We start from the raw sequence: 21,457 nt of genomic DNA on the forward strand, positions 1-21,457 counted from the left end.
GCCTGCGTGCATGGATGCCACCACCACACCACTGCCATTGCAGCCCGAGCACCTGGCCGCGCTCGAACAGGCCTATGCCACGCCACCGCGCGCCTATCACCACTTCGGCCATGTGCGTGCGCTGCTGCAGCACTACGCCGAGGTCGCCGCCGGGCCGGGTTGGCAGCAGCCGGTCGAAGTCTGGCTGGCGGTACTGTTTCACGATGCGGTGTACCAGCCCGGGCGCAGCGACAACGAGGCGGAATCCGCCAACTGGGCGGTGGACTGCATCCCGCGCTGGTGGCCGCAGGCATCGGTGGATCTGCAGCGCGTGCAGCGCCTGATTCTGCTCACCGCACGCCACGGACAACTGCAGCCGGCGGACGTGGACGCCGAAGCGGCGTTGTTCCTGGACTGCGACATGGCGATCCTGGCCGCACCGGCAGCGGTGTTCGATGCGTATGACGAGGGCATTGCCGCCGAGTACCGTGGGCATGTCCCCAGCCTGCTGTTCCGGCTCAACCGCAGGCGCTTTCTGGCGGGCCTGCTCGAGCGTCCGCGCATCTTCCTGAGCGACTACTTCCATGCGCGCTGCGACGCTGCGGCGCGGGCCAATCTGCGCCGGCGACTGGGGCGCTGACCTGGCACGCTGCGCGCCGTGGTTCATCCAGGCGCAGCCACGGCGCACGCTACAATGCGCGCATGCACGACCGCGCAGCTTCCGATCACGATCCACGCCCGCAGCCGCCCGAGCCGCCTGCGCCCAACGAGTGCTGCGAAAGCGGTTGCCCGCTGTGCGTGCACGATCTGTACGCGGACGACCTGGCGCGTTACCGGCAGGCCTTGGCCGCCTGGGAAGATCGCCAGCGAGCACATGCGCGATAAGCGAAGCGCCGCGCTTCGCGTGGCCGCCTGGAACGATTATCTTTGAACCACTTTTCCCGATGGTGCGACATGCGACGACTTGAGATGTGGAGCGCGCTCTGCGGCGCGGCGGTGTTGACGCTATCGGGCATGGCGGCTGCGCAGACCACGCAGCCAGTGAGCCACGGCCGCTTCGAGCAGGTGCCGGTGCTGATGCCCAAGGGCGAGCCGCAGCGCGTGGTGATCTGGCTGACCGGCACCGGCAACAACGTCAAGCGCCAGACCCAGGCAGAAAGCCTGCGCGCCGATGGCGCGATGGTGGCGATGGTCGATACCGCGCATCTTTACGCGGTGCTGCGCAAGGCCGGCGGTACCTGCGCGTTCTCGGTCGGCGATGTGGAAAATTTCTCGCGCTACGTGCAGGCCTTCTACCACATCCCCACCTACCGCCTGCCGCTGCTGGTCGGCGACGGCGAGGGGGCTGCGCTGGCCTATGCGATCGCGGCGCAAGCCAAGCCGCATGTGCTGGCCGGCGTGCTGACCGACGGGCTCTGCCCGGCGACGGTGTCCGACCAGGCGATCTGCCAGCCGGGCGTGCGCCCGGGCAGCAACACCCTGCTTCCGGTGCCGTTGCAGATTCCCTGGGTGCTTGCCGGCAGCCAGGACAAGCGTTGCCCGGCCGCGGCCGAAGACGGCTTCCTCAAGCAGGTGCCGCAGGCGCGCACGTTCACGCGTTCGGCGCGGGGCGACATTCTGCCGGGCCTGCGCGCAGCGGCACGTTCGCTGGGCGAGCAGAAGGGCGTGGCGCTGCCGCCACCGCCGGGCGGGCTGGAAGACCTGCCGGTGGTGGAGCTGCCGGCCAAGCCCGATGGCGACAGCGACGACGACACCTTCGTGATCTTCGTCTCCGGCGACGGTGGCTGGGCAGGTCTGGACGAAGAGGTGGCCGATGCCCTGGCCGCGCAGGGCATCCCGGTGGTCGGCCTGGATTCGCTGCGTTACTTCTGGACCGAGCGCACACCGCAGGGCTTTGCCACCGATCTGGATCGCATCGCGCGTTTCTATGCGCAGCGCTGGCAACGTCAGCGGGTGGTGCTGATCGGCTTCTCGCAGGGCGCGGACGTGTTGCCGGCCGCAATCAACAAGCTGCCGGCGCAGACCAAGCAGAACCTGCGCATGACCGCGCTGTTGTCGGTGGGCAAGCTGGCCGATTACGAATTCCACGTCAGCAACTGGCTGGGCTCGGACGACGAAGGCCTGCCGATCGCGCCGGAAGTGCAGCGGCTTCCCGCCGGCACCACCGTGTGCATCTATGGCCAGGACGACCAGGACGCGCTCTGCCCGAGCCTGCCGGCACAGGCCGCCAAGCGGGTCGCGCTGCCGGGTGATCACCACTTCAAGGGCGATTACGCGACCCTGGCCAAGGTGATCATGGAGCAGCTGCACGCGCTGTCGAAGCCGTAAGCGAGCGCGGCATGTCTGACCTGGCTCGGTCCAACTCCAGGCCGAACCAGGTCAACAACCCGGTCGTCACCGTTCGGTTTGGCCCCCCTGCGGCCCAGCAGGCCCCTGCATTTCTTTCCGTAACCGACAGCAACCGGTGGTGCTTGCGCGGGTGCCGGTGTGGGACCTTGAGCGGCATGGATGCCGCGCCAGAGCCTACACGGACGTACTTGCGGCGTGTCCCACACCGGTACGCGTGCAAGCGCCGCAGCAGACCGAAGCATTCGCGCGTAAACGAAAGATGTTCTGCACAGATTGATCGGTGTGCGGAGGTGGTCGGCGGCGCGGCGCCGCATCCGGTGTCGGGACACGCCGTGAATCCATCCCTGGAGGCTCGGTGGCGACATCCATGTCGCCACACGGTCCCGCCCCCGGACGCGGCACCACGCTTCCAGCGTTGCCACTGCTGATCGGCAAGCAGTGCTTCAAGCACGTGTTGATGCCTGCGGACTTCGTGGCCGATGTAATCGGCAAGCCATCTACCTGCTGTCATGGCGCCAAAAAGTGGTGACGTTCCGAAGGATCTGCAGCGCCAACAGGCCCTTCGCATTTCTTTCAGCAACCGACAACAACCGGTGGTGCTTGCGCGGGTGCCGGTGTGGGACCTTGAGCGGCATGGATGCCGCGCCAGAGCCTACACGGACGTACTTGCGGCGTGTCCCACACCGGTACGCGTGCAAGCGCCCGCAGTAGACCGAAGCATTCGCGTGGAACCCCCAAATGCCGTGCGCAAGATCGATCGGTGTACGGGATCGGTCGGCGGCGCGGCGCCGCATCCAGTGTCGGGACACGCCGTGAATCCATTCATGCAGGCTCGGTGGCGACATCCATGTCGCCACATGGTCACGCCCCCGGACGTGGCACCACGCGCCCAGCGTTGACACTGCTGATCGGCAAGCAATGCCTTCAGGCACACGTGCAAGCGCCCGCAGCAGAGCGGGGCATTCGCGTAAAACGGCAGGTATCGAGCGGCCTTACTCCTGCCGGCCCGGATCCGCCGAGATCAATCGGGTGACATCCAGCAGCGCCGCCGGCAGATGCATGCCACCGGGCGCGACCAGATAGCGCGGGCGCCAGGTCGGGGCGAACTTCGACTTGAAGCGGCGCAGGCCGCTGAAGCCATAGAAGCGCTCGCCATGACGTGCGACCAGGCTGGCGAAGCGATTCCAGCGGCCGGCCAGGCGATGCTCGGCCAGGCCCGACAGCGGTGCCATGCCCAGCGAAAAGCGCGTATAGCCATTGGCTTGCCCCCACAGGAACAGCTCGATGAACAGGAAATCCATCGTGCCCTTGGGTGCCTGTGCGCTGTGCCGCATCAGGTCCACCGACAGCTCGCCGCCGGCCGGCGCCCACCACACATTGGCGAAGGCCACGATTTCGCCCTCCGCCTCGGCCACTGCCACCGGGAAGCGGCGCAGGTAGTCCGCATCGAAGCTGCCCAGCGAGAAGCCTTTTTCTTCGCCGGACTTTTCTTCCAGCCATTGCTCGGACACTTCGGACAGACGCGGCAGTACCGCGTCCACCTGTTCGGGTTGCAGCATGCGGAAGGTCAGGCCGCCGCGCTTGCCGCGGTTCCAGGCCTGGCGCAGATCGGCGCGGTCGCGGCCCTCGAGGGTGAAGCCTTCCAGCGGCACGATCGCCTCTTCGCCCAGTTTGACCAGGGTCAGGCCCATGTCGAGGTAGGTCTGCCAGTATTTTTCGCCGACCTGGTAGAACACCGGGCGCAGGCCCATATGGTCGGCCTCCTCGCGGAAGCGCCAGATCAGGGCGCGCGCGACCTCCGGTGGGCCGACCGGGTCGCCCATCGAGATCAGCGAGCCACCGTAACGCTGCATCATCACAAACCCGCGGCCCTGCTCGTCGAGCAGGAAGGCCTTGTCGCCGGTCAGCGCCAGGCAGGCCTGGGTGTCGGTGCTGATGGCCAGGATCGGCGCCAGCGTCTGCAGGGTCTGCGCATCGGCGGACGGCATCGGGCGGCGGCCGCCACGCAGCAGGCGCGCCATGCCGAACACGATCACGCCCACGCACAGGATCAGCGCCGCGCGCAGCGCGCGTGGCGCGTTGGCCGAGGTGGCGAATTCCCACCACAGGTCGTTGCTGTATTCGACGTGGCTGTAGACGAAGAACAGCAGCCAGAACGTGGCCACCAGCACCAGGCCGAGATTGCTCAGCCAGCGCCACGACCAGGCTTCGTCCAGCAGCGCGCCCTGGCGGTAGAACTCGCGGCGTGCCGCCCACAGCGCCACTGCGGCCAGTGCCGCCGACAACGACACCGAGATATGGCTGCCGCGCAACAGCGACAGCGGCGGCAGCAGGATGCATACGCCCAGCGCGAGCACCCAGGCCGCATGGCTGCGGCGTTGCAGGCCCTGGCCGATCAGCAGCAGCACCATGCCGCCCAGGCTGACCAGCAGGTGCGAGGTTTCGATCAGCGGCAGCGGCGCCACTTCCTGGCGCGCACGCGGGGTGGGCAAGGTGCCGTCGATGACCAGCGCCGCACCCACCGCAAACACCGCCAACGCCAGGATCTGCGGCAGCCACGGGCGCAAGGCCTTCCATACCGTGCGTGCGGTGCTGGCGCTGGCGCGCACCGGTGCGCCCAGGCCGGAGGCTGCCGCCATCGCCACCGAGATCAGCAGCGGCACGATGTAGTAGGTGACCCGGTAGGCCAGCGCGGCGGCTAGCACCGCGGCGGGGGTGACATGCGGCAGCAGCTTGAGCAGGCTCCACTCGAACACGCCCAGCCCGGCCGGCACCGTGGAGATCAGCCCGGCGACCACCGCCACCAACCAGATGCCGATAAACCCGAAGTAGCCGGTGCCCGGGTCCGGCGGCAGCAGCACGTAGAACGCGGCGGCCGCCAGGCCCAGCTCGACCACGCTCAGCGCGGTCACGCCCAGCACCGTGGTGCGGTCGGGCAGCCAGAAGCGATGACTGCGGATCCCGAATTCGCGGCCCTGTCTGCCGACCAGCCCCAGCATCGCGACGTAGCCGACCAGCAAGGCGATGCCGGCGATGCGGATGCCTTCTGCAGTGATCGGCAAGGCACGTGCAGCCGCTTCCGGTTCCAGCAGCAGCGCCAGGCCAAGCAACACCCAGGCGCCGAAGACGAAGCCCAGCGTGCTCATCAGCACCACCTGGCCGATCTCGGCCAGGGTCAGCCCGACGCTGCCATAGCCGCGCAGGCGGACCGCGCCGCCGGTCAGGGCGGCAAAGCCCAGCGTCTGCCCCACCGCATGCGCCATGAAGGCGGTGATGCCCACGCGCGCCGGATGCAGCCGCTTGCCGGTGCGCTTGAGCCCGACCCAGTCAAAGCCCACCAGGCAGGCGTAGCTGCTCAAGCCCAGCAACAGGGTGAGCGCGATCTGGCCGGCACCCAGGGCGCGGAAGGCCTGGCGGATCTGCCGATAGCCATGGTCGGTGAATTGCCCCGACAGCGCGTGCAGCGCCATTGCCAGGATTGCCAGGCTGATGATCACCGGCAAGGCGCGGCGCCACCCGCTGGCCGGCGCTTGGGAAGACACGGAGGTATCCGTCATGAGGGAAACGGGATCTGCTGAAGGGGAAGAAGGGCACATGCACGGTGCGTGCCGCGCGGGCGGTTGCTCTGCATGGGACGGTCGGTGTCAAGGTACATGCAGGGTGATCGCACGGATGCCGAATGAGGTGAACGCAGGGTTCGGTCGCGCCGACAGGTGTCGGCTCAGGACGGCCGCGCGCATCATAGGGCATCGCCGCGCCCGCGTGCCGCAGGAGACCGACATGGACACGATGACCGTTGCAACACAGACAGGCTGCTGATGGAAGATCAACACAACAGCGGCACTGTGATGCCACCCGGGTCGGCCTGCCCGCCACGCTGGGCCGGGCAGGCCGGCGCAGTCGCCGCCTGCATGGGCCTGGCCTTCATCGCCTTGATCCTGCTGCTGCAATCGCTGCGCGGCGATCTGGACTGGATCGACGCACAGCTGAGCGCGTATCTGCACGGTGCCTACGGCCTGCTGCTGCGCACGGCCTATTGCGTGCTGGCTGCGGCGATGGCGTGGATGGCGCTGGGCCTGCATGCGGCACTTGCACCGCCCGCGCGCAGCCGCGCCGTGGTGGGGCTGTTCTGGGCGGCGGCGGTGGGCCTGTGCATGGTGTCGATCGGCGATAGCTGGATGCCGGAGCTCGCGCCCGACGCGGCCGTGCCGGTGCACCTGCTCTCGGCCGACATGACGTTTCTGTGCGTGATCGCGGCGGTATTGCTGCAGTCCTGGTACTTCCGCCGCGACCGGATGTGGCAACGCCACTTCGCCACCGCGTTCGGCCTGGGGCTGTGCGCATTTGCGGTGTTGCTGTTCCACGTCACGGTCACCGGCGCGCCGTTGGGCATCAGCCAGAAGAGCGCCATCGTGTTGATCGTGGCCTGGATGGTGCGGGTGGGGGCGTGGTTGGCGCAGCACGTGCGCGCCGGGGCTGCACGTTTGCCGCATTCGCGGGACAATGCCCGGGTCAATCAACCGTAGGAAGTCTGAAAATGCTGCAGCGATTCGATGCGGGTCCGCGGATGTCGGAAATGACCGTCCATGGCGGCGTGTGCTACCTGGCAGGCCAGATTGCCGAAGACACCAGCCAAGACATCACCGGGCAGACCCGTCAGGTGCTGGGCGAAATCGACCGGCTGCTCGCGCAGGCGGCCAGCGACAAGACCAAGATCCTGCGTGCGGAAATCTTCCTGGCCGACATCGCCGATTTCGACGGGATGAACAAGGCCTGGGACGAATGGGTGCCGCACGGCTTCACCCCGGCGCGGGCCACGGTCGAAGCCAGACTGGCGCGGCCGGAATGGAAGGTTGAAATCGTGATCACCGCTGCGGCGAGCTGATCGCAGCGCGGCGCGCGGCTCGATCGCGCGCCGACGTCGCGTCATCTGCGCGTATGCGCTCGGACATGCAGCGCAGCGTTGGTGGACGACAGCGCCGAAGAACCGCTCACACGTTTGCTTGGCAGGATCGCCAGCGCGCTTGTCGGCGCACCCCATGAGTGGAGCGCCGACATGTCGCGCTTCACTCACGCGGGCCGCCTCGTCGTTTCGATGCGCGCGCGTGCGTAATCAGCGTTTGACGAAGCGGTAATGCGCCACGCCCCATTCGCGGCCCTGGTCGTAACCGAACAGCTCGGCGCAGGCCAGCCAGAACATCCGCCAGCGCTGCCACCAGCGCTGCGCATCGTCGCCATAGGTCTGCCGCAGTAGCGGCATGATCTGCTCGCGGTGGCGGTCCTGGTTTTCCAGCCAGGCGTTGGCGGTTTTTTCGTAATGCTCGCCCGATAGCACCCAGCGCTGTTCGATGACCACGTCCTGCTGGAAATGCAGCAGGGTATCGACCGCCGGCATCAGCCCGCCGGTGAAGAAATGCCGTCCCATCCAGTTGTCTTCGCCGGCCACTTCGAACGGGTAGGCCAGGTCGCGGTGGCAGAAGATATGCACGAACAGCTTGCCACCTGGCGCCAGCCAGCTGCCGACGCGCGCCAGCAGCTCGCGGTAGTTGCGCATGTGTTCGAACATCTCCACCGACACCACGCGGTCGAAGTTGCCCGGCGGCAGCGCCAGCGCGTTGACGTCGGCGGTGATGACCTGCACGTTGCTCAATCCGCGCACCCGGCACTGCTCCAGGATGTGCGCGCGCTGCGGACGCGAGTTGGACACCGCGGTGATGGTGGCGCCGGGATAGCGCTCGGCCATCCACAAGGTCAGCGAGCCCCAACCGCAGCCCAGCTCCAGAATGCGTTGGCCGTCGGCCAGTTCGGCGCGCTCACCGTACAGCGCCAGCATGCGTTCTTCGGCCGCATCCAGATCCGGCGTGGTGGCGTCCCAGTAGCAGCTGCTGTACTTGAGCCGGCGGCCCAGGCACAGGGTGAAGAACTGCGGCGGCAATTCGTAGTGCTGGCGATTGGCGGCATCGGTTTCGATCGCGATGGCGCTGGCACGCAGGCTGTCGATGAAGGCGCGTTGGCGCTCGCCGCTGGCGTCGGCACCGCCGGTACGCTCATCGCGCAGACGTTGCGCACACAGCCGGCGGATGCCGTAACGCAGTGCGGCGTCGGGGAGCACGCCGGATTCGGCCAGCCGGGTGGCGAAGGATTCTTCGGGCAGCGAGGAGGGCGGGACGGTGACAGTGGACATACGACTCTCCAGGCGACTCAGGACGAAGGGGGAAGTGGGAAAAATGCGCTGGTGCTGCGCTGGTATTGCGCGTAGTCCTCACCACGCGAGCGCAGCGCCTGCTGCTCGGTGTAGGGAATGCCGGTAAAGCGATACAGGAATACGAACATCACCACCGGCCCGAGCGCAGCCAGGGCAAGCGGCCACGGCCCGGCACCGACGGCCAGCGCCAGATAGGCGAACCAGTGCACGAACTCGAAGAAGTAATTGGGATGGCGCGAATACCGCCACAATCCGCTGCGGCAGGTGACGCCGCGATTGGCCGGGTTGGCCTTGTGCGCAGACAGTTGCCGGTCGGCCAGGGCTTCGCCACCGACCGCGATCAACCACACCGCAATCGCCAGCGTGCTCCATACGCTCCAGGCCGGAGTCGGGTTGCTGGCAGCGGCCAGAAACGGCACACAGAACAGCACCACGACCACCGCCTGCGCCAGGAAGAAGCCCAGGAATTTGCGTTGGTCGCCGTTCCAGTGCTCGCGCAGGGTGCGATAACGGCCATCTTCGTGCGGGTCGCCGAACACGCGCACGCCCAGATGCAACGCCAGGCGCGCGCCCCAGACACCGCCGAGCACGCCGACCAGCACGCGCGGCAGCAGCGCGCCATCGGACATCCACGCGCAATACGGCGCCGCCACCGCCAGGCACGCGGCCCACAGCACGTCGACCGGGCCGGCATTGCCGCTGCGGCGTTGCCACAGCCAGCCGATCACCATCACCACGCTCGCAAACACGCCCACATGCAGCAGCGGCCAGGCATTCATTGCAGTTCTCCCCTCAGGTGTTCAGGCGATGGTCGCGCGAGGCGGCGTGCATACAGCGACAACAGACCGCAGGCCACGCCCCATCCGATGCCGACCGCGACCGCCGCATGCAGCTGCGGCGGCTGGAATTGCACTGCCTGCCAGCTGCGTTGCGCCAACCAGTACGAAAACGGCCCGAAGATCGCGCCCAGCAGCACCGCCAGCCACGGCCGCTGCATCACCGACGCCAGCGAATGATTGAGCGTGAGCGCAAAGCCCAGCCACAACGCCAGGATCCAGGCCGGCGCCAGCAGGGTGCCCGGCCACGGCGCGGCATAACGCACCCAGCCTGCGGCGGCCAGCGTGGTGTCCAGCAGCAAGCCCAGTGACAGCGCGGCGACCAGCAATTGCAGATCGCCCGGCGCACGCCGCGACGGCCATAGCTGATACAGCGCGAACAGCGCCAGCACCAGCAGGGTGGGCCAGACACGCGCGTGCGCAGCGGCGCTGACGGCCACCAGCCACAGCACCTGCAGGCCCAGATAGTTGCCGAGCTGCTTCATGCGTCAACGGGAAGGCCAGGCACGAACTGCGGCGGGCGTGCGCCCGGCTTGCTCAGCCATAGATGCACATCGCCGATCGAGCGTTCCAGGAAACCGGCTTCGCAATAGGCCAGATAGAACTCCCACATGCGGATGAAACGCTCGTCATAGCCGAGCGCGCGCACCTGCGGCAGCTGCGCCATGAAGCGCTGCCGCCAGGCGCGCAGCGTCAACGCATAGCTCGGTCCGATGTCTTCCAGGTTGAACAGGCGCAGGTCGCTGGCGCGTGCGATCGCGCCGGTCATCGCCGCCACCGACGGAATGAAGCTGCCGGGGAAGATGTGCCGCTTGATGAAGTCCACCGAGCGCAACGCCTGCGCATAGCGATGGTCTTCGATGGTGATGGCCTGGATCAGCGCCTCGCCATCGTCGGCCAGCAGGCTGCCGACCTTGGCGAAGTAGGTGTCCAGATACTGATGGCCGATCGCCTCGATCATCTCGATCGACACCACCCGGTCGTAGCGCCCGTCCAGATCGCGATAGTCGCGCAACAACACGCTGACCCGGTCGCTCAGGCCGGCCGCGGCGATGCGCTGGGTCGCCAGTTCGAACTGCTCGCGCGAGATGGTGGTGGTGGTGACGCGGCAGCCATGCTCGCGGGCGGCGTGCAGCGCAAAGCCGCCCCAGCCGGTGCCGATTTCCACCACATGGTGTTGCGGGCCGAGCCGCAGCTTCTGGCAGATGCGTTCCAGCTTGCGTGTGGCTGCGCGCTCCAGTGCGGCCTCGCCCTGGGCTTCTTCGCCCTCGACGAAGATCGCCGAGGAATACATCAGGTTCTCGTCCAGGAACAGGCGGAACAGCGGGTTGCCCAGATCGTAATGCGCGGCGATGTTGCGCCGGCTGCCGCTGCGGGTATTGCGTGCGAACGCATGCAGGCTGCGCATCGCCCAGCCGCCCAGCCGCGCGGTACCGGTCTCCATCGCATCCAGACGCTCGCGATTGCGCAGCAGCAGGCGCATCAATGCGACCAGATCGTCGCACTGCCATTGCCCGTCCATGTACGACTCGCCGGCACCGACGCTGCCGTTGAGCGCGGCCTGGCGATAGAAGCCGGGGTCGATGACGCGCAACTGCATCTGCAGCGCATCCGCACCACTGGCGTTGCCGAGGGTGGTGACGCCATCGGCTTCGTGCAGCTGCAGCTGTCCATCGCGCAGCTCGCCGAGCGTGGCCAGAAGGCGCTTGCGCAACAGGCGGTCCGTCCAGGAGGCCGCGCGCGGCGCAGCGGTGTCGGGCAGGGACGTGGCGTTCATCGGGGTTCTCGCACAGGCGGATGAGGGTGATCGTGGACGGGGTTGCCGTGCAGCCACAGGCGCAGGGCCTGCCAGTGGATGGCTAGCACCACCTGCACGGTCATCAAGGGGTAGGCCAGCAGCGTGCGCGCCAGGGTGCGTGCGTTGAGCGGCTGGCGTTGCAGGACCAGGGTGGCATCGAAGCGGCGCGTGCCGCGCTCGCTGCCTGCGCCACCGGCGTCAGGATGAGCGGCCGGCGTATCGCCGCCGGGTGCATCCAGCACCTGCATATGCACGCGCAATTGTGCATCCGGCACGCTGAAACGCCAGTCGTACTGATGCTGCATGCCCATGAACGGCGAGACGTGGAAGCGCTTGTCGAAGCGCCAGGCATGCACGTCGCGATGCGTGCGCGCCTGCGCGACCGGCAGCACGTAGGTGTGGCGCTGCTGCCAGGGCGTATTGGTGATTTCTGCAACGATCCAGCGCAGGCCACCGTGGCGATCGAAGCAGTAGTAGAAGCTGACCGGATTGAACACATGGCCGAAGTAGCGCAGATGCGTGAGCAGACGGATCGCGCCATCGGGGCGCTCGCCGGTCTGGGTCTGCACGCAATCGCGCACGGCCTGGTCCAGCGGAACCTGTGGGTCGCCGAGATAATCGCTGCGCCGGAACTGCGCCAGGTTGGCGCGTCCCACCGACCACAGCCAACGCCGCGCAAACACCGCATCGAGCTCGGACAGATCCAGGTACATCAGGAACAGCCGATAGCGGAACGCCAGCGCCCTGGGCGCGAACCGACGGTGCCGCACCCAGCCGGTGTAGATCGCGCTGCGCAGTGTGCCCGCCACGCTGCCGGCACCGCTGTCCTCGCCCGGAGGCAGCGGTACCGCATCGGGGCTGGCTTCGCGCAGCAGCTGCATCACCAGTCCACTCCCAGGCCACGGGCCACTTCCACGCCGCTGCGCAGGCCGTCTTCGTGAAAGCCGAAGCCCCATGCCGCGCCGGCAAACCAGGTGTGCTGCAGGCCCTGGATCTCGGCCTTGCGCGTCTGCGCGGCGAGCGCGGCGGCGTTCTGCACCGGGTGGCGGTAGCGCATGCGCCGCAGCACCTTGTCCGGGGCGATGTCGTGGTCGCGATTGAGACTGACGATGAACGGCTGCGGCGCTTTGATCGACTGCAGCGCGTTCATCCAGTAACTGACCGTGCACGGCGCTTGCGGGTCGGCCGGCACATGCGCATTCCACGCTGCCCAGGCGCGGCGGTCGCGCGGCAGCACGCTGGCGTCGGTGTGCAGGACGGTGTCGTTGTCCTGGTAGGTGATGCCGCCCAGGATCTGCTGCTCGGCCGCTGTGGCATCGCTGAGCAAGGCCAGGGCATCGTCGGCATGGCAGGCCAGCACCACGTTGTCGAAGTGCTCCTCGCCACGCAGGGAGCTGAGCACCACGCCGTTGGGCGCGCGCCGGATCGCATGCACCGGCGTGGACAGGCGCTCGAGCACCTGCCAGCGCCGACGCAGCGCCCGCACGTAGCTGTTGGAGCCGCCGCGCACCACCTGCCATTGCGGACGCCCGCTGAGCTGCAGCATGTGGTGATTGGCCATGAAGCCGATCAGCTGGCCCATCGGGAATTCGAGGATGCGTTGCGAGGGCGATGACCACAATGCCGAGGCCATCGGCACCAGATGCTGGTCGCGAAACGCGTCAGAGTACCCATGCCGCTGCAGATACGCGCCCAGCGTGCTGAAGCGCTCCTCGCTGTGCAGCACCGCCGGTGCCTGCCGGTAGAAGCGGCGCAGGTCGGCCAGCATGCCCCAGAAGCGCGGGCTGAGCAGGTTGCTGCGCTGGCAGAACAGCCCGCCCAGGCTGCCGGCGTTGTATTCGAGCCCGCTGCGCGCATCGTGCACCGAGAAGCTCATCGTGGTCGGCTGCGCGGCCACGTCCAGCTCGGCGAACATGCGCGTGAGCAGCGGATAGTGCTGCGGGTTGAACACGATGAAGCCGCTGTCCACCGCATAGCGCTGGCCGTCCAGCTGGATGTCGTGCGTATGCGTATGCCCGCCCAGATAATCGGCGGCCTCGAACAAGGTGACCTCGTAGCGGCGCGACAACAGCCACGCTGCGCCCAGGCCGGCGATCCCGCTGCCGACCACGGCAATCCTGCCCTCGCTCATCGGCTCACCCGCTCGGCACGCTGGGTGAGCGATTTCGGCATCGGCTTGAGGTCCCACACCAGGCCCACCCACGACATCGCGGTGAGCCCGTACCAGGTGACGTCGTACTCCCACCAGCGCAGGCCCTGACGCGCGGAGCCGGGAAAGAAGTGGTGGTTGTTGTGCCAGCCTTCGCCGAAGGTGAGCAATGCCAGCAGCCAGTTGTTGCGGCTGTCGTCGCGGGTGTCGAAGCGCCGGCTGCCGAAGCGGTGCGCCAGCGAATTGATGGTGAAGGTGGCATGGAACAAGGCCACGGTGGAGATCACAAAGCCCCACACCAGCAGCTGCGCACCGGTGGTCTTCAACGCGGGCGCGGCAACCGCCAGCCAGTCGCCGAGCAGGTACAGCCCGGTCGCCAGCAGCACCGGCATCACGATGTCGAAGCGGTCCAGGAAGCGCAGCTCGGCAAAGCGACGCAGGTCGGGGATGACCTCCCAATCGGTACGGAAGTTGCGCGGGGTCAGGAACCAGCCGGTGTGGCTCCACCAGAAGCCGTGCTGCGCCGGCGAATGCGGATCGCGGCCGGTGTCGGTATGGCGGTGATGGTTGCGATGATGCGCGGCCCACCACAGCGGCCCGCGCTGCACGCAGGTGGCGCCGATGGCCGCGAACAGGAACTGCAGCACGCGCGAGGTCTTGAACGCGCGGTGCGAGAAGTAGCGGTGATAGAACCCGGTCAGCGCGAACATGCGTAGCGCGTACAAAGCCACCGCCATGCCGACCGCGAACCAGGACGCACCGACCCAGAACACCGCCAGGCAGGCCAGGTGCAGCGCGATGAAGGGCAGGGCGCGCAGCCAGTCGATGCGGTCTGCGCGTGCCTCGTCCAGCGGCTCGTCGGTTTGCGAATCCACCCAACGACGCAGGCTGCCGGTGCGTGCTGCGAGCCACCCGAAACGGCGGGTGTCGGCAGGCTGCGGCGGCGCGGCATGTGGGTCAAAGCCAGTACTCGGCACGCGTGGTTCTCCGTGTGTAGTCGTGACCCTTTACGGACGCCGCCGGCAAACAGATGCACCAGCCGGTTTGATCGTCGCATGCGTGCGCGCGCTTGGCGTGCCGGTGCGAACGAATCGCGCAATTGCGCACACATTCAACGGCGCACGCCAGGGTTGAGGCGGATGAGGCTGTTGCTCGGAAGCCGCCTGCGACGTGGTCGCAGGCGGCGTCAGGCGCGCCGGATCAGGGCGCCATTGCCAGTGTGCTGATGCCGCCCTTGGCCACCACGGTCCCGGTGGCAATGCCGCCCGGTGCGCCGCCTGGCGGCTCCAGCGTGACGGCCAGGATGGCCTCGTTGCTGAGCATGGGCATCAGCTGATCGGGAATCTGCGCGCGGCGTGCCCGCTGGTCGTCGAAGGTACCCATCGAATGGGCCTTGCCGTCCGGCGTGATCAGCCACAGCTCGGGCACCTTGTCGGCGGTGGCGGTGCGATCCAGCGGCGTCACCGTGATGGTGTGCTTGTCAGCATCCATCAAGGCGACATAGCCCGGGCGGCCGTCTTCGGTGGCCAGCGTGGAGGCCATCGCGATGCCGGTCGCCGGCGCGGTGGTGGTTGCAGGCGGCGTCACCGGTGTCTGTACCACCGGGCCGGTGCCCGGCGGCGGCTGCACCGCTGCCGGCGGCGTGCGCAGGTTCAGCAGCGCCAGCACGCAGACCGCGGCAGTGGCCAGGCCAGCGGCGCTTGCCCAGCGCCAGAACCGCACGCTGTTCCACACCGTTGGCTTTGGCGTGCCTGACGGCGGCGCTGCCGATGGCGCGGAGGCCACCGAATGCAACGGCGTATCCAAGCCCAGCGTCTGGCGGATGCGTGCCCAGACCTGGCCGGGCGGCGTCACTGCGGCGATCTCGTCCAGCAACGGCGCCAGATGTTCCTGCCACTGCGTCACCGCCTGGGCGAACTGGCCGTCGGTGGCGACGCGTTGTTCGGCAGCCAGGCGCTGGTCGGCACTGAGCAGGCCCAGCACGTATTCGCCGGCCAGCACGTCGCGCGGCGGTTCCTGGTCAATGGGAAAGGGCGTGCTCATCGTTCCAGACATGCCTTGAGTTTGGCCAGGCCGCGGCGGATCCAGCTCTTGACCGTGCCGATCGGTGTGTCGGTGCGCGCGGCGAGCTCTTCATAGGTAATGCCATCGAAGAACGCGGTGCGGATCAATTCGCTGCGCGGCGGCTCCAGCTCGGCCAGGCAATGGTCGATGCGGCGACGCGTGCTGGCGCGCTCGGTGCGCTCCAGCGGCGAGACATCGCCGGCGCGCAGTTCGCCGGCATCGTCCAGCGCCACGTTGCGGCGTTGCGGTGCATTGGCGCGCAGATGATCGATGGCCTTGTTGCGCGCGATCATCGCCAGCCAGGTGAGCCCGCGTGCACGGGCGGGATCGAACTGCCCGGCCTTGTGCCAGATCAGCGTGAACACGTCCTGCAGCACCTCTTCGGCTTCGGCACGTTGCGGGATCATGCGCAGGCAGACCCCGAACAGTTTCGGCGAGGTCTGCCGGTACAGCGCTTCGAAGGCATGCCGGTCGCCGCCCGCGGTTGCGGTCAGCAGTCGTCCGGTTTCATCGTCGTCGTGGCCAGGGATGGCACTCATGCGGTCGGGCGTTGTCTGAGGTGGGGGCGATGCTACCGGACTGTGCTGACGCTGTCCTTCACTTGCGCTGAAACCACAGCAGCACTGCCGCGAGCAGCAGCAGGATCTCGACGCCTGCCAATGCCACCGTGGGTGCGGAGACCGGCCACAGGCGCGCCAGCGAGACGCTGCGGAACAGCACGATCGGCACGTAGAACGCGAGTGCGACCAGCAGGCCGGTGCGCGGTTGATCGATCCAGGCGAAGTAGCAGAACAGGAACGCCATGCCCAGCTGCAGGCCGCCATAGATGACCAGGTATTCCGATTGCCCGGCCGGCGAGAGCTGGGTGTAACCCACGGCATTGGCGGTCTTGGCCGGCGAGAGCGTGCACCAGATTGCCAGGACGACGTAGAGCACTGCGTTGATCCAGAGGTAGGCCTTGGCCATGGCGATGGTCCTGTATGGGGAAGAAGTAACCGGGCCGTTGTACGCAACCGCGTGTGGTCGAACGTGAAGATGGCAGGTGTCTGGTTCACGGGGCGCTGCAGCTCTTGGCCAGCGGCTGCTCGCGCGCCTGGCGCAGTTCATCGGCGCCGACGGCACGCGCAGCGGTGTCCGGAAAAACGATGCGTACGTGCGGATAGCGGCCACGCGCGTCGCGCAGGTTGCCCACGCCACGGAACTGCAGCAGGCGCTTGTCGGCGATGGCATAACGCACTTCGAGCGAGGGCACCGCCGCGCCGTACCATGCATCCAGGCTCAAGCGAAACCGCCGCTCGCCGCCGGTATCGCCGATACGCTCGACACGAAACGCCAACTGGCGTTGCAGGCTGGGCAGCACGAAGTCCACGCGTTGCGGCGCGCTGGCGAGCGCCTCCCAGTTGTTGCGCAGGTAGGCATCGAAGCCGGCATCGATCACGCGCGGGCCGTCGTCGGCCGGCAATGGCGTGCGCTGCTCGGCCTTGCCGGGCTCCTGCTGGAACATCTCGCGCGCGCCGTTGCGTTGCCGCACGCCCTGGCGATAGCCGTCGCGGCCGTCGATCAGGCTGAAGTCGGGCGAGCTGCCGCCGCCATCGACCTGCTTGCGCGCGAACGGGCGCCCATCCGGGCAGCGATACAGCACCACGCGTCCGCCATCGTCGAGCAGCCAGTGCGACTCGCGATAGCGCAACGCGCCGCTGTCGCCATCGAAGGCATCGCCATCCACGCGGGTGACCGCAGCCGCACTCAGCGGCAGGCCGCCCAGCACCAGCAGCAACAACGGCGGAATCGGCCGGCAGACGGTGGCGAGCGCGGCAACGGCGGCGGCGAGTGGGCGCATCGGCGGATTCCTCGATGGGAGTGCCTACCAATACGAGCGCATCCGCAGCACGGATGCGCCGGACGCGTCAGGACGTTCCTGACAAACAGGGCGTCGTTGGCGGCCGGTGCCGTTGGTCAGGGATCGCGTCGCGGTGAGATGCGCGCAACGCTGGCAGGCGTTGCGTTTGACGCGGCATGCCGCCTCGCCAGCCGCTCAGCTGCCTGGGTGCAGCGCGATGCAGTCCACCGGGCAGGCCGGCAGGCACAGCTCGCAACCGGTGCACAGCGCGGCGATCACCGTATGCATGTGCTTGGCGCCGCCGACGATGGCGTCCACCGGGCAGGCCTGGATGCATTTGGTGCAGCCGATGCAGTCGGCCTCCACGATCCAGGCCACCTGCGGCGGCATGTGGCTGCCACGGCTGCGGTCGTACGGGCGTGCAGGACGCTGCAGCACGTGCGCCAACGCGCGTGCCCCGGCGTCGCCGCCGGGCGGGCAGTGATCGACATCGGCCTGGCCGTTGGCCATGGCGTGCGCATACGGGCGACAGCCGTCGTAGCCGCACTGGCCGCACTGGGTCTGCGGCAGCAGGCGGTCGAGGCGTTCGACCAGATCGGGCGATGAGGCGGGCGTTGCGATGTGCATGTCAGTGCAGCAGGTTGCCGCGATACCAGCGCTGCTGCGCCAGCACCAGCATCGGCTTGTCCTCGCGGCTGTCGCCGTAGGCGTGGACGCATGCGTAGTGCGACAGGTCGTAGCGCAGGCGGATCTGTGCGGCCTTGTGCGGGCCGCAATCGCCGTCTGCATAGCGACCGCTCAGCACGCCGGCGTGGTGTTCCAGCTTGTTGCAGATCAACGACAGGCCATGCTGGGCGCACCACGGCTGCAGATACAGGTCCAGCGATGCCGACACCAGCACGACCTCATGCCCCTGTGCTTGATGCCAGTCGATGCGTCGCATCATCTCGGCGCGCAACATCCCGGGCAATGCGTTGCGTGCATGGTCAGCCCCATGGGCGGCCATCTCATCCAGCGAGCGACCACTGAAGACCAGGCGCGTGACGCGCGCACGCAATGCGTGTGCGGAGACCAGCCCGACCCGATAGCCGAACACCCACGGACCGGCCTGCCACTTCGCTGTCGCCAGCTGCGCAGGCGTTGCCACCTTGCGCAGGAAGCGCGCATAGCTGTCGCAGGTGGTGATGGTGTGGTCGAAGTCGAACAGGGCCAGGTGCATGGGGGCGGGGATTGGGGATTTGGGAGTGGGGATTGGTTGGAAGCGTGGTGTCTGTTCCTTCTCCCCTCGGGAGAAGGTGTCCCGCAGGGGCGGATGAGCGGTCGGGCCAGGCACGCGTGTCAGGTCTCCCTCAACAATCAGCTCCGGCTTTTACAAATCCCGATTCCCGATTCCCGATTCCCGATTCCGCTTCACCGCACCGGCATCCCCGGCTGCGCACCACCATCGGCGTCCAGCAGTGCCAGCGCGCCGCCGTCGAAGCCGGCCGACAGGATCATGCCTTCGCTGATGCCGAAGCGCATCTTGCGCGGGGCCAGGTTGGCGATGAACACCACGCTGCGGCCGACCAGCGCTTCCGGTTCGCCATAGCTGGCGCGGATGCCCGAGAAGATCTGGCGCTTGCCCAGTTCGCCGGCATCCAGTTCGAAGCGCAGCAGCTTGTCTGAGCCTTCCACGAATTCGCACACCAGCACCTTGCCGATGCGCAGGTCGAGCTTGGCGAAATCGTCGATACCGATGAGGCTGGGAGTGGCGGTTGGGGATTGGGGGTTGGAAACGGCCGCCGGCGTCGTCTCGGCCTTGGACGGGGCGGGCTTGGCGGTAGTGACAGCGGGTGCCGCAGGTGCGGCCATGGTGTCTTTTGAAGCGTCGGTCATGGCGTCGATCAGTTTGGGGTCGATACGGGTGAACAGGGCGGTGTAGGGCTGGATCACGTGGGTGGTCAGCGGGCGGGCGACGTCTTCCCAGCTGGTCATCGGTGCCGACAGGAAGGCTTCGGCCTCGGCACAGGTGCGCGGCAGGATCGGCTTGAGCGCGGCCACCAGGATCCGGAACAGGTTCAGGCCCTGCGTGCATACCGATTGCAGTTGCGCATCGGCGCCGTCCTGCTTGGCGATCACCCACGGCTTGGTGTCGTCGATGTACTTGTTGGCCTCGTCGGCCAGCGCCATGGTCTGGCGGATCGCGCTGGCCGCATCGTTGCGCTCGTAGGCCTCGCGGATCGGCGCCAGCGCGGCGACGAAGCGGTCGTATTGCGCCGGGTCGGGCAGGGCGTCGGCCAGCTTGCCGTCGAAGCGCTTGCCGATAAAGCCGGCGCAGCGGCTGGCCAGGTTGACGAACTTGCCGACCAGATCCGCATTCACCCGCGCGATGAAATCGCCCAGGTTGAGGTCCAGGTCGTCCACGCCGCCGGACGACTTGGCCGCGAAGTAGTAGCGCAGCGCCTCCGGTTCCAGGCCCACGTCCAGGAAGGTCCGCGCCATCACAAAGGTGCCGCGCGACTTGGACATCTTGGCGCCGTCCACGGTGAGGTAGCCGTTGACGTGCAGCCGGGTCGGCGCGCGATGGCCGGTGCCGTGCAGCACCGCCGGCCAGAACAGGCCGTGGAAATTGACGATGTCCTTGCCGATGAAGTGATGCAGCTCGGTCTGCGTGCCGGCCACCAGATGCGCATCGAAGTCTTCGCCCATCTGCGCGCACAGCGTCTTGAAGCTGCACAGGTAGCCGATCGGCGCGTCCAGCCACACGTAGAAATACTTGCCCGGCTGGCCGGGAATCTGGAAGCCGAAATACGGCGCATCGCGCGAGATGTCCCAGGCGCGCAGGCCGCCTTCGGTGTCCAGCCATTCCTTGAGCTTGGCCTTGACCCCGGGCAGCGCCACATCGCCGGCCAGCCACTCGCGCAAAAATCCGTCGAAATGGCCCACTTCGAAGAAGAAATGCTCCGAGTCGCGCAGTTCGGGCGTGGCGCCGGAGATCACCGATTTGGGCTCCTTCAGCTCGGTCGGCGCGTAGGTGGCGCCGCAGACCTCGCAGTTGTCGCCGTACTGGTCGGCGCTGCCGCAGTTGGGGCAGATGCCCTTGATGTAGCGATCCGGCAGGAACATGCCCTTGGCCGGGTCGTAGAACTGCGCCACCGAGCGGCGGCTGATGTGACCGGCGGCCTCGAGCTTTGTGTAGAAGGCCTCGGTGAGCGCGCGATTGACCGGCGAATTGGTCGAATCGTAATGATCGAAGGTCACCCCGAACGCGGCGAAATCGCGTTCATGGCTGGCCTGGATGTTGGCGATGAAGGCTTCCGGAGTGACCCCGGCCTTTTCAGCGGCGAGCATGATCGGCGTGCCGTGGGTGTCGTCGGCGCAGACGAACCAGGTCTTGTCGCCGCGCAGCCGGCGCGCGCGCACCCAGATGTCGGCCTGGATATAGCCGACCAGATGGCCAAGATGCAGCGGCCCGTTGGCGTAGGGCAGGGCGGTGGTGACGAGTGCGGTGCGGGTCATGGCAGGCGTAATGCGGGGGACAGCCGATTATCGCATTAGTCGAGAGCAGGGATTGGGGCTGGGAGATTGGGGATTCGTCAAAGCAGGATCAGGCCGCGTGCCGGTCCAGACGCGCGGCCTTGGCCGTCGCTGCGGCAGCAGCGGACGATCCCGCCCAATAGGACAAGCCCCCAGAAATGCGCCGACGCACAAAAAAGGCGCCCGAAGGGCGCCCGCTTTTGCGAATCCCGACTCCCGACTCCCCAATCTCAGCTACTCGCGAATCCAGGTCTGGGTCCGGCCCAACGCCTCGATGCCCACATAGCCGCGCATCTGCAGCTTCTTGCCGCCATCGGTCAGGGTGACCTTGGCCTTGTAGGTCTTGCCCTTGGCCGGGTCGAGCACCGAGCCGCCGCTCCACACCGCGGTGCCGTCCGGCTTGAGGCCCCACAGGATGGTCATGCCCTTGATCGGCTTGCCCTTGAGCGCGCCATCGCACTTGTCGCAGGTCGGGTTGGGCCCGTGGTTGGACTGCAGGATGTCGACCACCTTGCCGCTCAGCGTGCCGTTGCCGAGCTGTTCGATCTGCACCACCGACTTGGGCTTGCCGGTCTCGTCGTCGATGGTCTTCCAGCGGCCCACCGGCGAATCGGCGGCCTGGGCCAGCAGCGAGGCGGCGGCCAGCGGCAGGGCCAGCATCAGGGTCTTGAAGGTCTTGCGCATGTGTCCCCTCCCAGGGATTGCTATGGCCGCCGTCGAC

At 67.5% G+C, this 21,457-nt stretch carries 21 protein-coding genes; 5 read left to right on the plus strand and 16 right to left on the minus strand.

The window, feature by feature from the left end; all coding sequences use genetic code 11:
• The first annotated feature begins 10 nt into the window (after nucleotides 1-10).
• The 3 genes from ABQ039_RS06630 to ABQ039_RS06640 all read left to right on the plus strand — a co-directional run bounded on the left by ABQ039_RS06630 (nucleotide 11) and on the right by ABQ039_RS06640 (nucleotide 2,307).
• Nucleotides 11-619: a hypothetical protein gene (locus ABQ039_RS06630; protein ID WP_024937993.1), complete on the plus strand. Its 609-nt coding sequence runs from the start codon at nucleotides 11-13 to the stop codon at nucleotides 617-619.
• A 62-nt stretch (nucleotides 620-681) separates the two neighbouring features.
• The gene (locus tag ABQ039_RS06635; protein ID WP_024937992.1) at nucleotides 682-864 is read left to right on the plus strand and encodes an oxidoreductase-like domain-containing protein; all 183 of its coding nucleotides are present in this window, start codon (nucleotides 682-684) and stop codon (nucleotides 862-864) included.
• Nucleotides 865-933: 69 nt separating this feature from the next.
• Nucleotides 934-2,307 carry a virulence factor gene (locus ABQ039_RS06640; protein WP_065032044.1) on the plus strand — a complete coding sequence of 458 codons (1,374 nt, stop codon included), beginning with the start codon at nucleotides 934-936 and terminating at the stop codon, nucleotides 2,305-2,307.
• A 1,013-nt stretch (nucleotides 2,308-3,320) separates the two neighbouring features.
• Here ABQ039_RS06640 and mprF read toward each other — a convergent pair.
• Nucleotides 3,321-5,885 (minus strand): bifunctional lysylphosphatidylglycerol flippase/synthetase MprF, encoded by a 2,565-nt coding sequence (gene mprF, locus ABQ039_RS06645; protein WP_065031816.1) that lies wholly within the window; start codon nucleotides 5,883-5,885, stop codon nucleotides 3,321-3,323.
• Between the two features lie 261 nt (nucleotides 5,886-6,146).
• Between mprF and ABQ039_RS06650 the strand changes: the two genes are divergently transcribed.
• Nucleotides 6,147-6,854 carry a DUF998 domain-containing protein gene (locus ABQ039_RS06650; RefSeq protein ID WP_184611000.1) on the plus strand — a complete coding sequence of 236 codons (708 nt, stop codon included), beginning with the start codon at nucleotides 6,147-6,149 and terminating at the stop codon, nucleotides 6,852-6,854.
• 11 nt (nucleotides 6,855-6,865) lie between these two features.
• A complete protein-coding gene (locus ABQ039_RS06655) occupies nucleotides 6,866-7,213 on the plus strand; it encodes a RidA family protein (protein ID WP_024940520.1) in 348 nt (115 codons plus the stop codon).
• A 228-nt stretch (nucleotides 7,214-7,441) separates the two neighbouring features.
• Here the strand turns inward: ABQ039_RS06655 and ABQ039_RS06660 are convergent, their stop codons facing one another.
• The 15 genes from ABQ039_RS06660 to ABQ039_RS06730 all read right to left on the minus strand — a co-directional run bounded on the left by ABQ039_RS06660 (nucleotide 7,442) and on the right by ABQ039_RS06730 (nucleotide 21,420).
• Nucleotides 7,442-8,512: a cyclopropane-fatty-acyl-phospholipid synthase family protein gene (locus ABQ039_RS06660; protein WP_184610997.1), complete on the minus strand. Its 1,071-nt coding sequence runs from the start codon at nucleotides 8,510-8,512 to the stop codon at nucleotides 7,442-7,444.
• Nucleotides 8,513-8,529: 17 nt separating this feature from the next.
• Nucleotides 8,530-9,312: a DUF1295 domain-containing protein gene (locus tag ABQ039_RS06665; protein WP_184610995.1), complete on the minus strand. Its 783-nt coding sequence runs from the start codon at nucleotides 9,310-9,312 to the stop codon at nucleotides 8,530-8,532.
• Complete coding sequence (locus tag ABQ039_RS06670; protein ID WP_102252368.1) at nucleotides 9,309-9,854, minus strand: DUF2878 domain-containing protein; 546 nt, start codon at nucleotides 9,852-9,854, stop codon at nucleotides 9,309-9,311. The genes ABQ039_RS06665 and ABQ039_RS06670 overlap by 4 nt, the downstream gene beginning before the upstream one ends.
• Nucleotides 9,851-11,146 (minus strand): cyclopropane-fatty-acyl-phospholipid synthase family protein, encoded by a 1,296-nt coding sequence (locus ABQ039_RS06675; RefSeq protein ID WP_039514269.1) that lies wholly within the window; start codon nucleotides 11,144-11,146, stop codon nucleotides 9,851-9,853. Before ABQ039_RS06675 ends, ABQ039_RS06670 begins: the two co-directional genes overlap by 4 nt.
• On the minus strand, nucleotides 11,143-12,048 hold the full coding sequence (locus tag ABQ039_RS06680; protein WP_184611246.1) for a DUF1365 domain-containing protein: 906 nt from the start codon (nucleotides 12,046-12,048) through the stop codon (nucleotides 11,143-11,145). The genes ABQ039_RS06675 and ABQ039_RS06680 overlap by 4 nt, the downstream gene beginning before the upstream one ends.
• A complete protein-coding gene (locus ABQ039_RS06685; RefSeq protein WP_102254520.1) occupies nucleotides 12,048-13,298 on the minus strand; it encodes an NAD(P)/FAD-dependent oxidoreductase in 1,251 nt (416 codons plus the stop codon). Before ABQ039_RS06685 ends, ABQ039_RS06680 begins: the two co-directional genes overlap by 1 nt.
• Complete coding sequence (locus tag ABQ039_RS06690; protein WP_184610993.1) at nucleotides 13,295-14,293, minus strand: fatty acid desaturase; 999 nt, start codon at nucleotides 14,291-14,293, stop codon at nucleotides 13,295-13,297. Before ABQ039_RS06690 ends, ABQ039_RS06685 begins: the two co-directional genes overlap by 4 nt.
• A 223-nt stretch (nucleotides 14,294-14,516) precedes the next feature.
• Nucleotides 14,517-15,359 (minus strand): anti-sigma factor domain-containing protein, encoded by an 843-nt coding sequence (locus tag ABQ039_RS06695; protein ID WP_184610991.1) that lies wholly within the window; start codon nucleotides 15,357-15,359, stop codon nucleotides 14,517-14,519.
• Nucleotides 15,356-15,919: a sigma-70 family RNA polymerase sigma factor gene (locus tag ABQ039_RS06700; RefSeq protein WP_179464795.1), complete on the minus strand. Its 564-nt coding sequence runs from the start codon at nucleotides 15,917-15,919 to the stop codon at nucleotides 15,356-15,358. The genes ABQ039_RS06695 and ABQ039_RS06700 overlap by 4 nt, the downstream gene beginning before the upstream one ends.
• 58 nt (nucleotides 15,920-15,977) lie before the next feature.
• Nucleotides 15,978-16,346, minus strand: a complete 369-nt coding sequence (locus ABQ039_RS06705; protein WP_349778462.1) for a DUF4345 family protein — start codon at nucleotides 16,344-16,346, stop codon at nucleotides 15,978-15,980.
• Between the two features lie 85 nt (nucleotides 16,347-16,431).
• Nucleotides 16,432-17,220: a hypothetical protein gene (locus ABQ039_RS06710; protein ID WP_349778463.1), complete on the minus strand. Its 789-nt coding sequence runs from the start codon at nucleotides 17,218-17,220 to the stop codon at nucleotides 16,432-16,434.
• 195 nt (nucleotides 17,221-17,415) lie between these two features.
• Nucleotides 17,416-17,847, minus strand: coding sequence for an Rnf electron transport complex subunit RnfB (gene rnfB, locus ABQ039_RS06715; protein ID WP_349778464.1), 432 nt, complete (start codon nucleotides 17,845-17,847; stop codon nucleotides 17,416-17,418).
• Nucleotide 17,848: 1 nt separating this feature from the next.
• The gene (locus tag ABQ039_RS06720; protein ID WP_349778465.1) at nucleotides 17,849-18,439 is read right to left on the minus strand and encodes an HAD family hydrolase; all 591 of its coding nucleotides are present in this window, start codon (nucleotides 18,437-18,439) and stop codon (nucleotides 17,849-17,851) included.
• 191 nt (nucleotides 18,440-18,630) lie between these two features.
• A complete protein-coding gene (metG, locus tag ABQ039_RS06725; protein ID WP_349778466.1) occupies nucleotides 18,631-20,718 on the minus strand; it encodes a methionine--tRNA ligase in 2,088 nt (695 codons plus the stop codon).
• A gap of 252 nt (nucleotides 20,719-20,970) precedes the next feature.
• Nucleotides 20,971-21,420 carry a DUF2147 domain-containing protein gene (locus tag ABQ039_RS06730; RefSeq protein WP_016904108.1) on the minus strand — a complete coding sequence of 150 codons (450 nt, stop codon included), beginning with the start codon at nucleotides 21,418-21,420 and terminating at the stop codon, nucleotides 20,971-20,973.
• Nucleotides 21,421-21,457 lie beyond the last annotated feature (37 nt).

Origin of the sequence: Xanthomonas sp. WHRI 6108, assembly GCF_040202385.2 — a bacterium.
Taxonomy (GTDB): domain Bacteria; phylum Pseudomonadota; class Gammaproteobacteria; order Xanthomonadales; family Xanthomonadaceae; genus Xanthomonas; species Xanthomonas arboricola.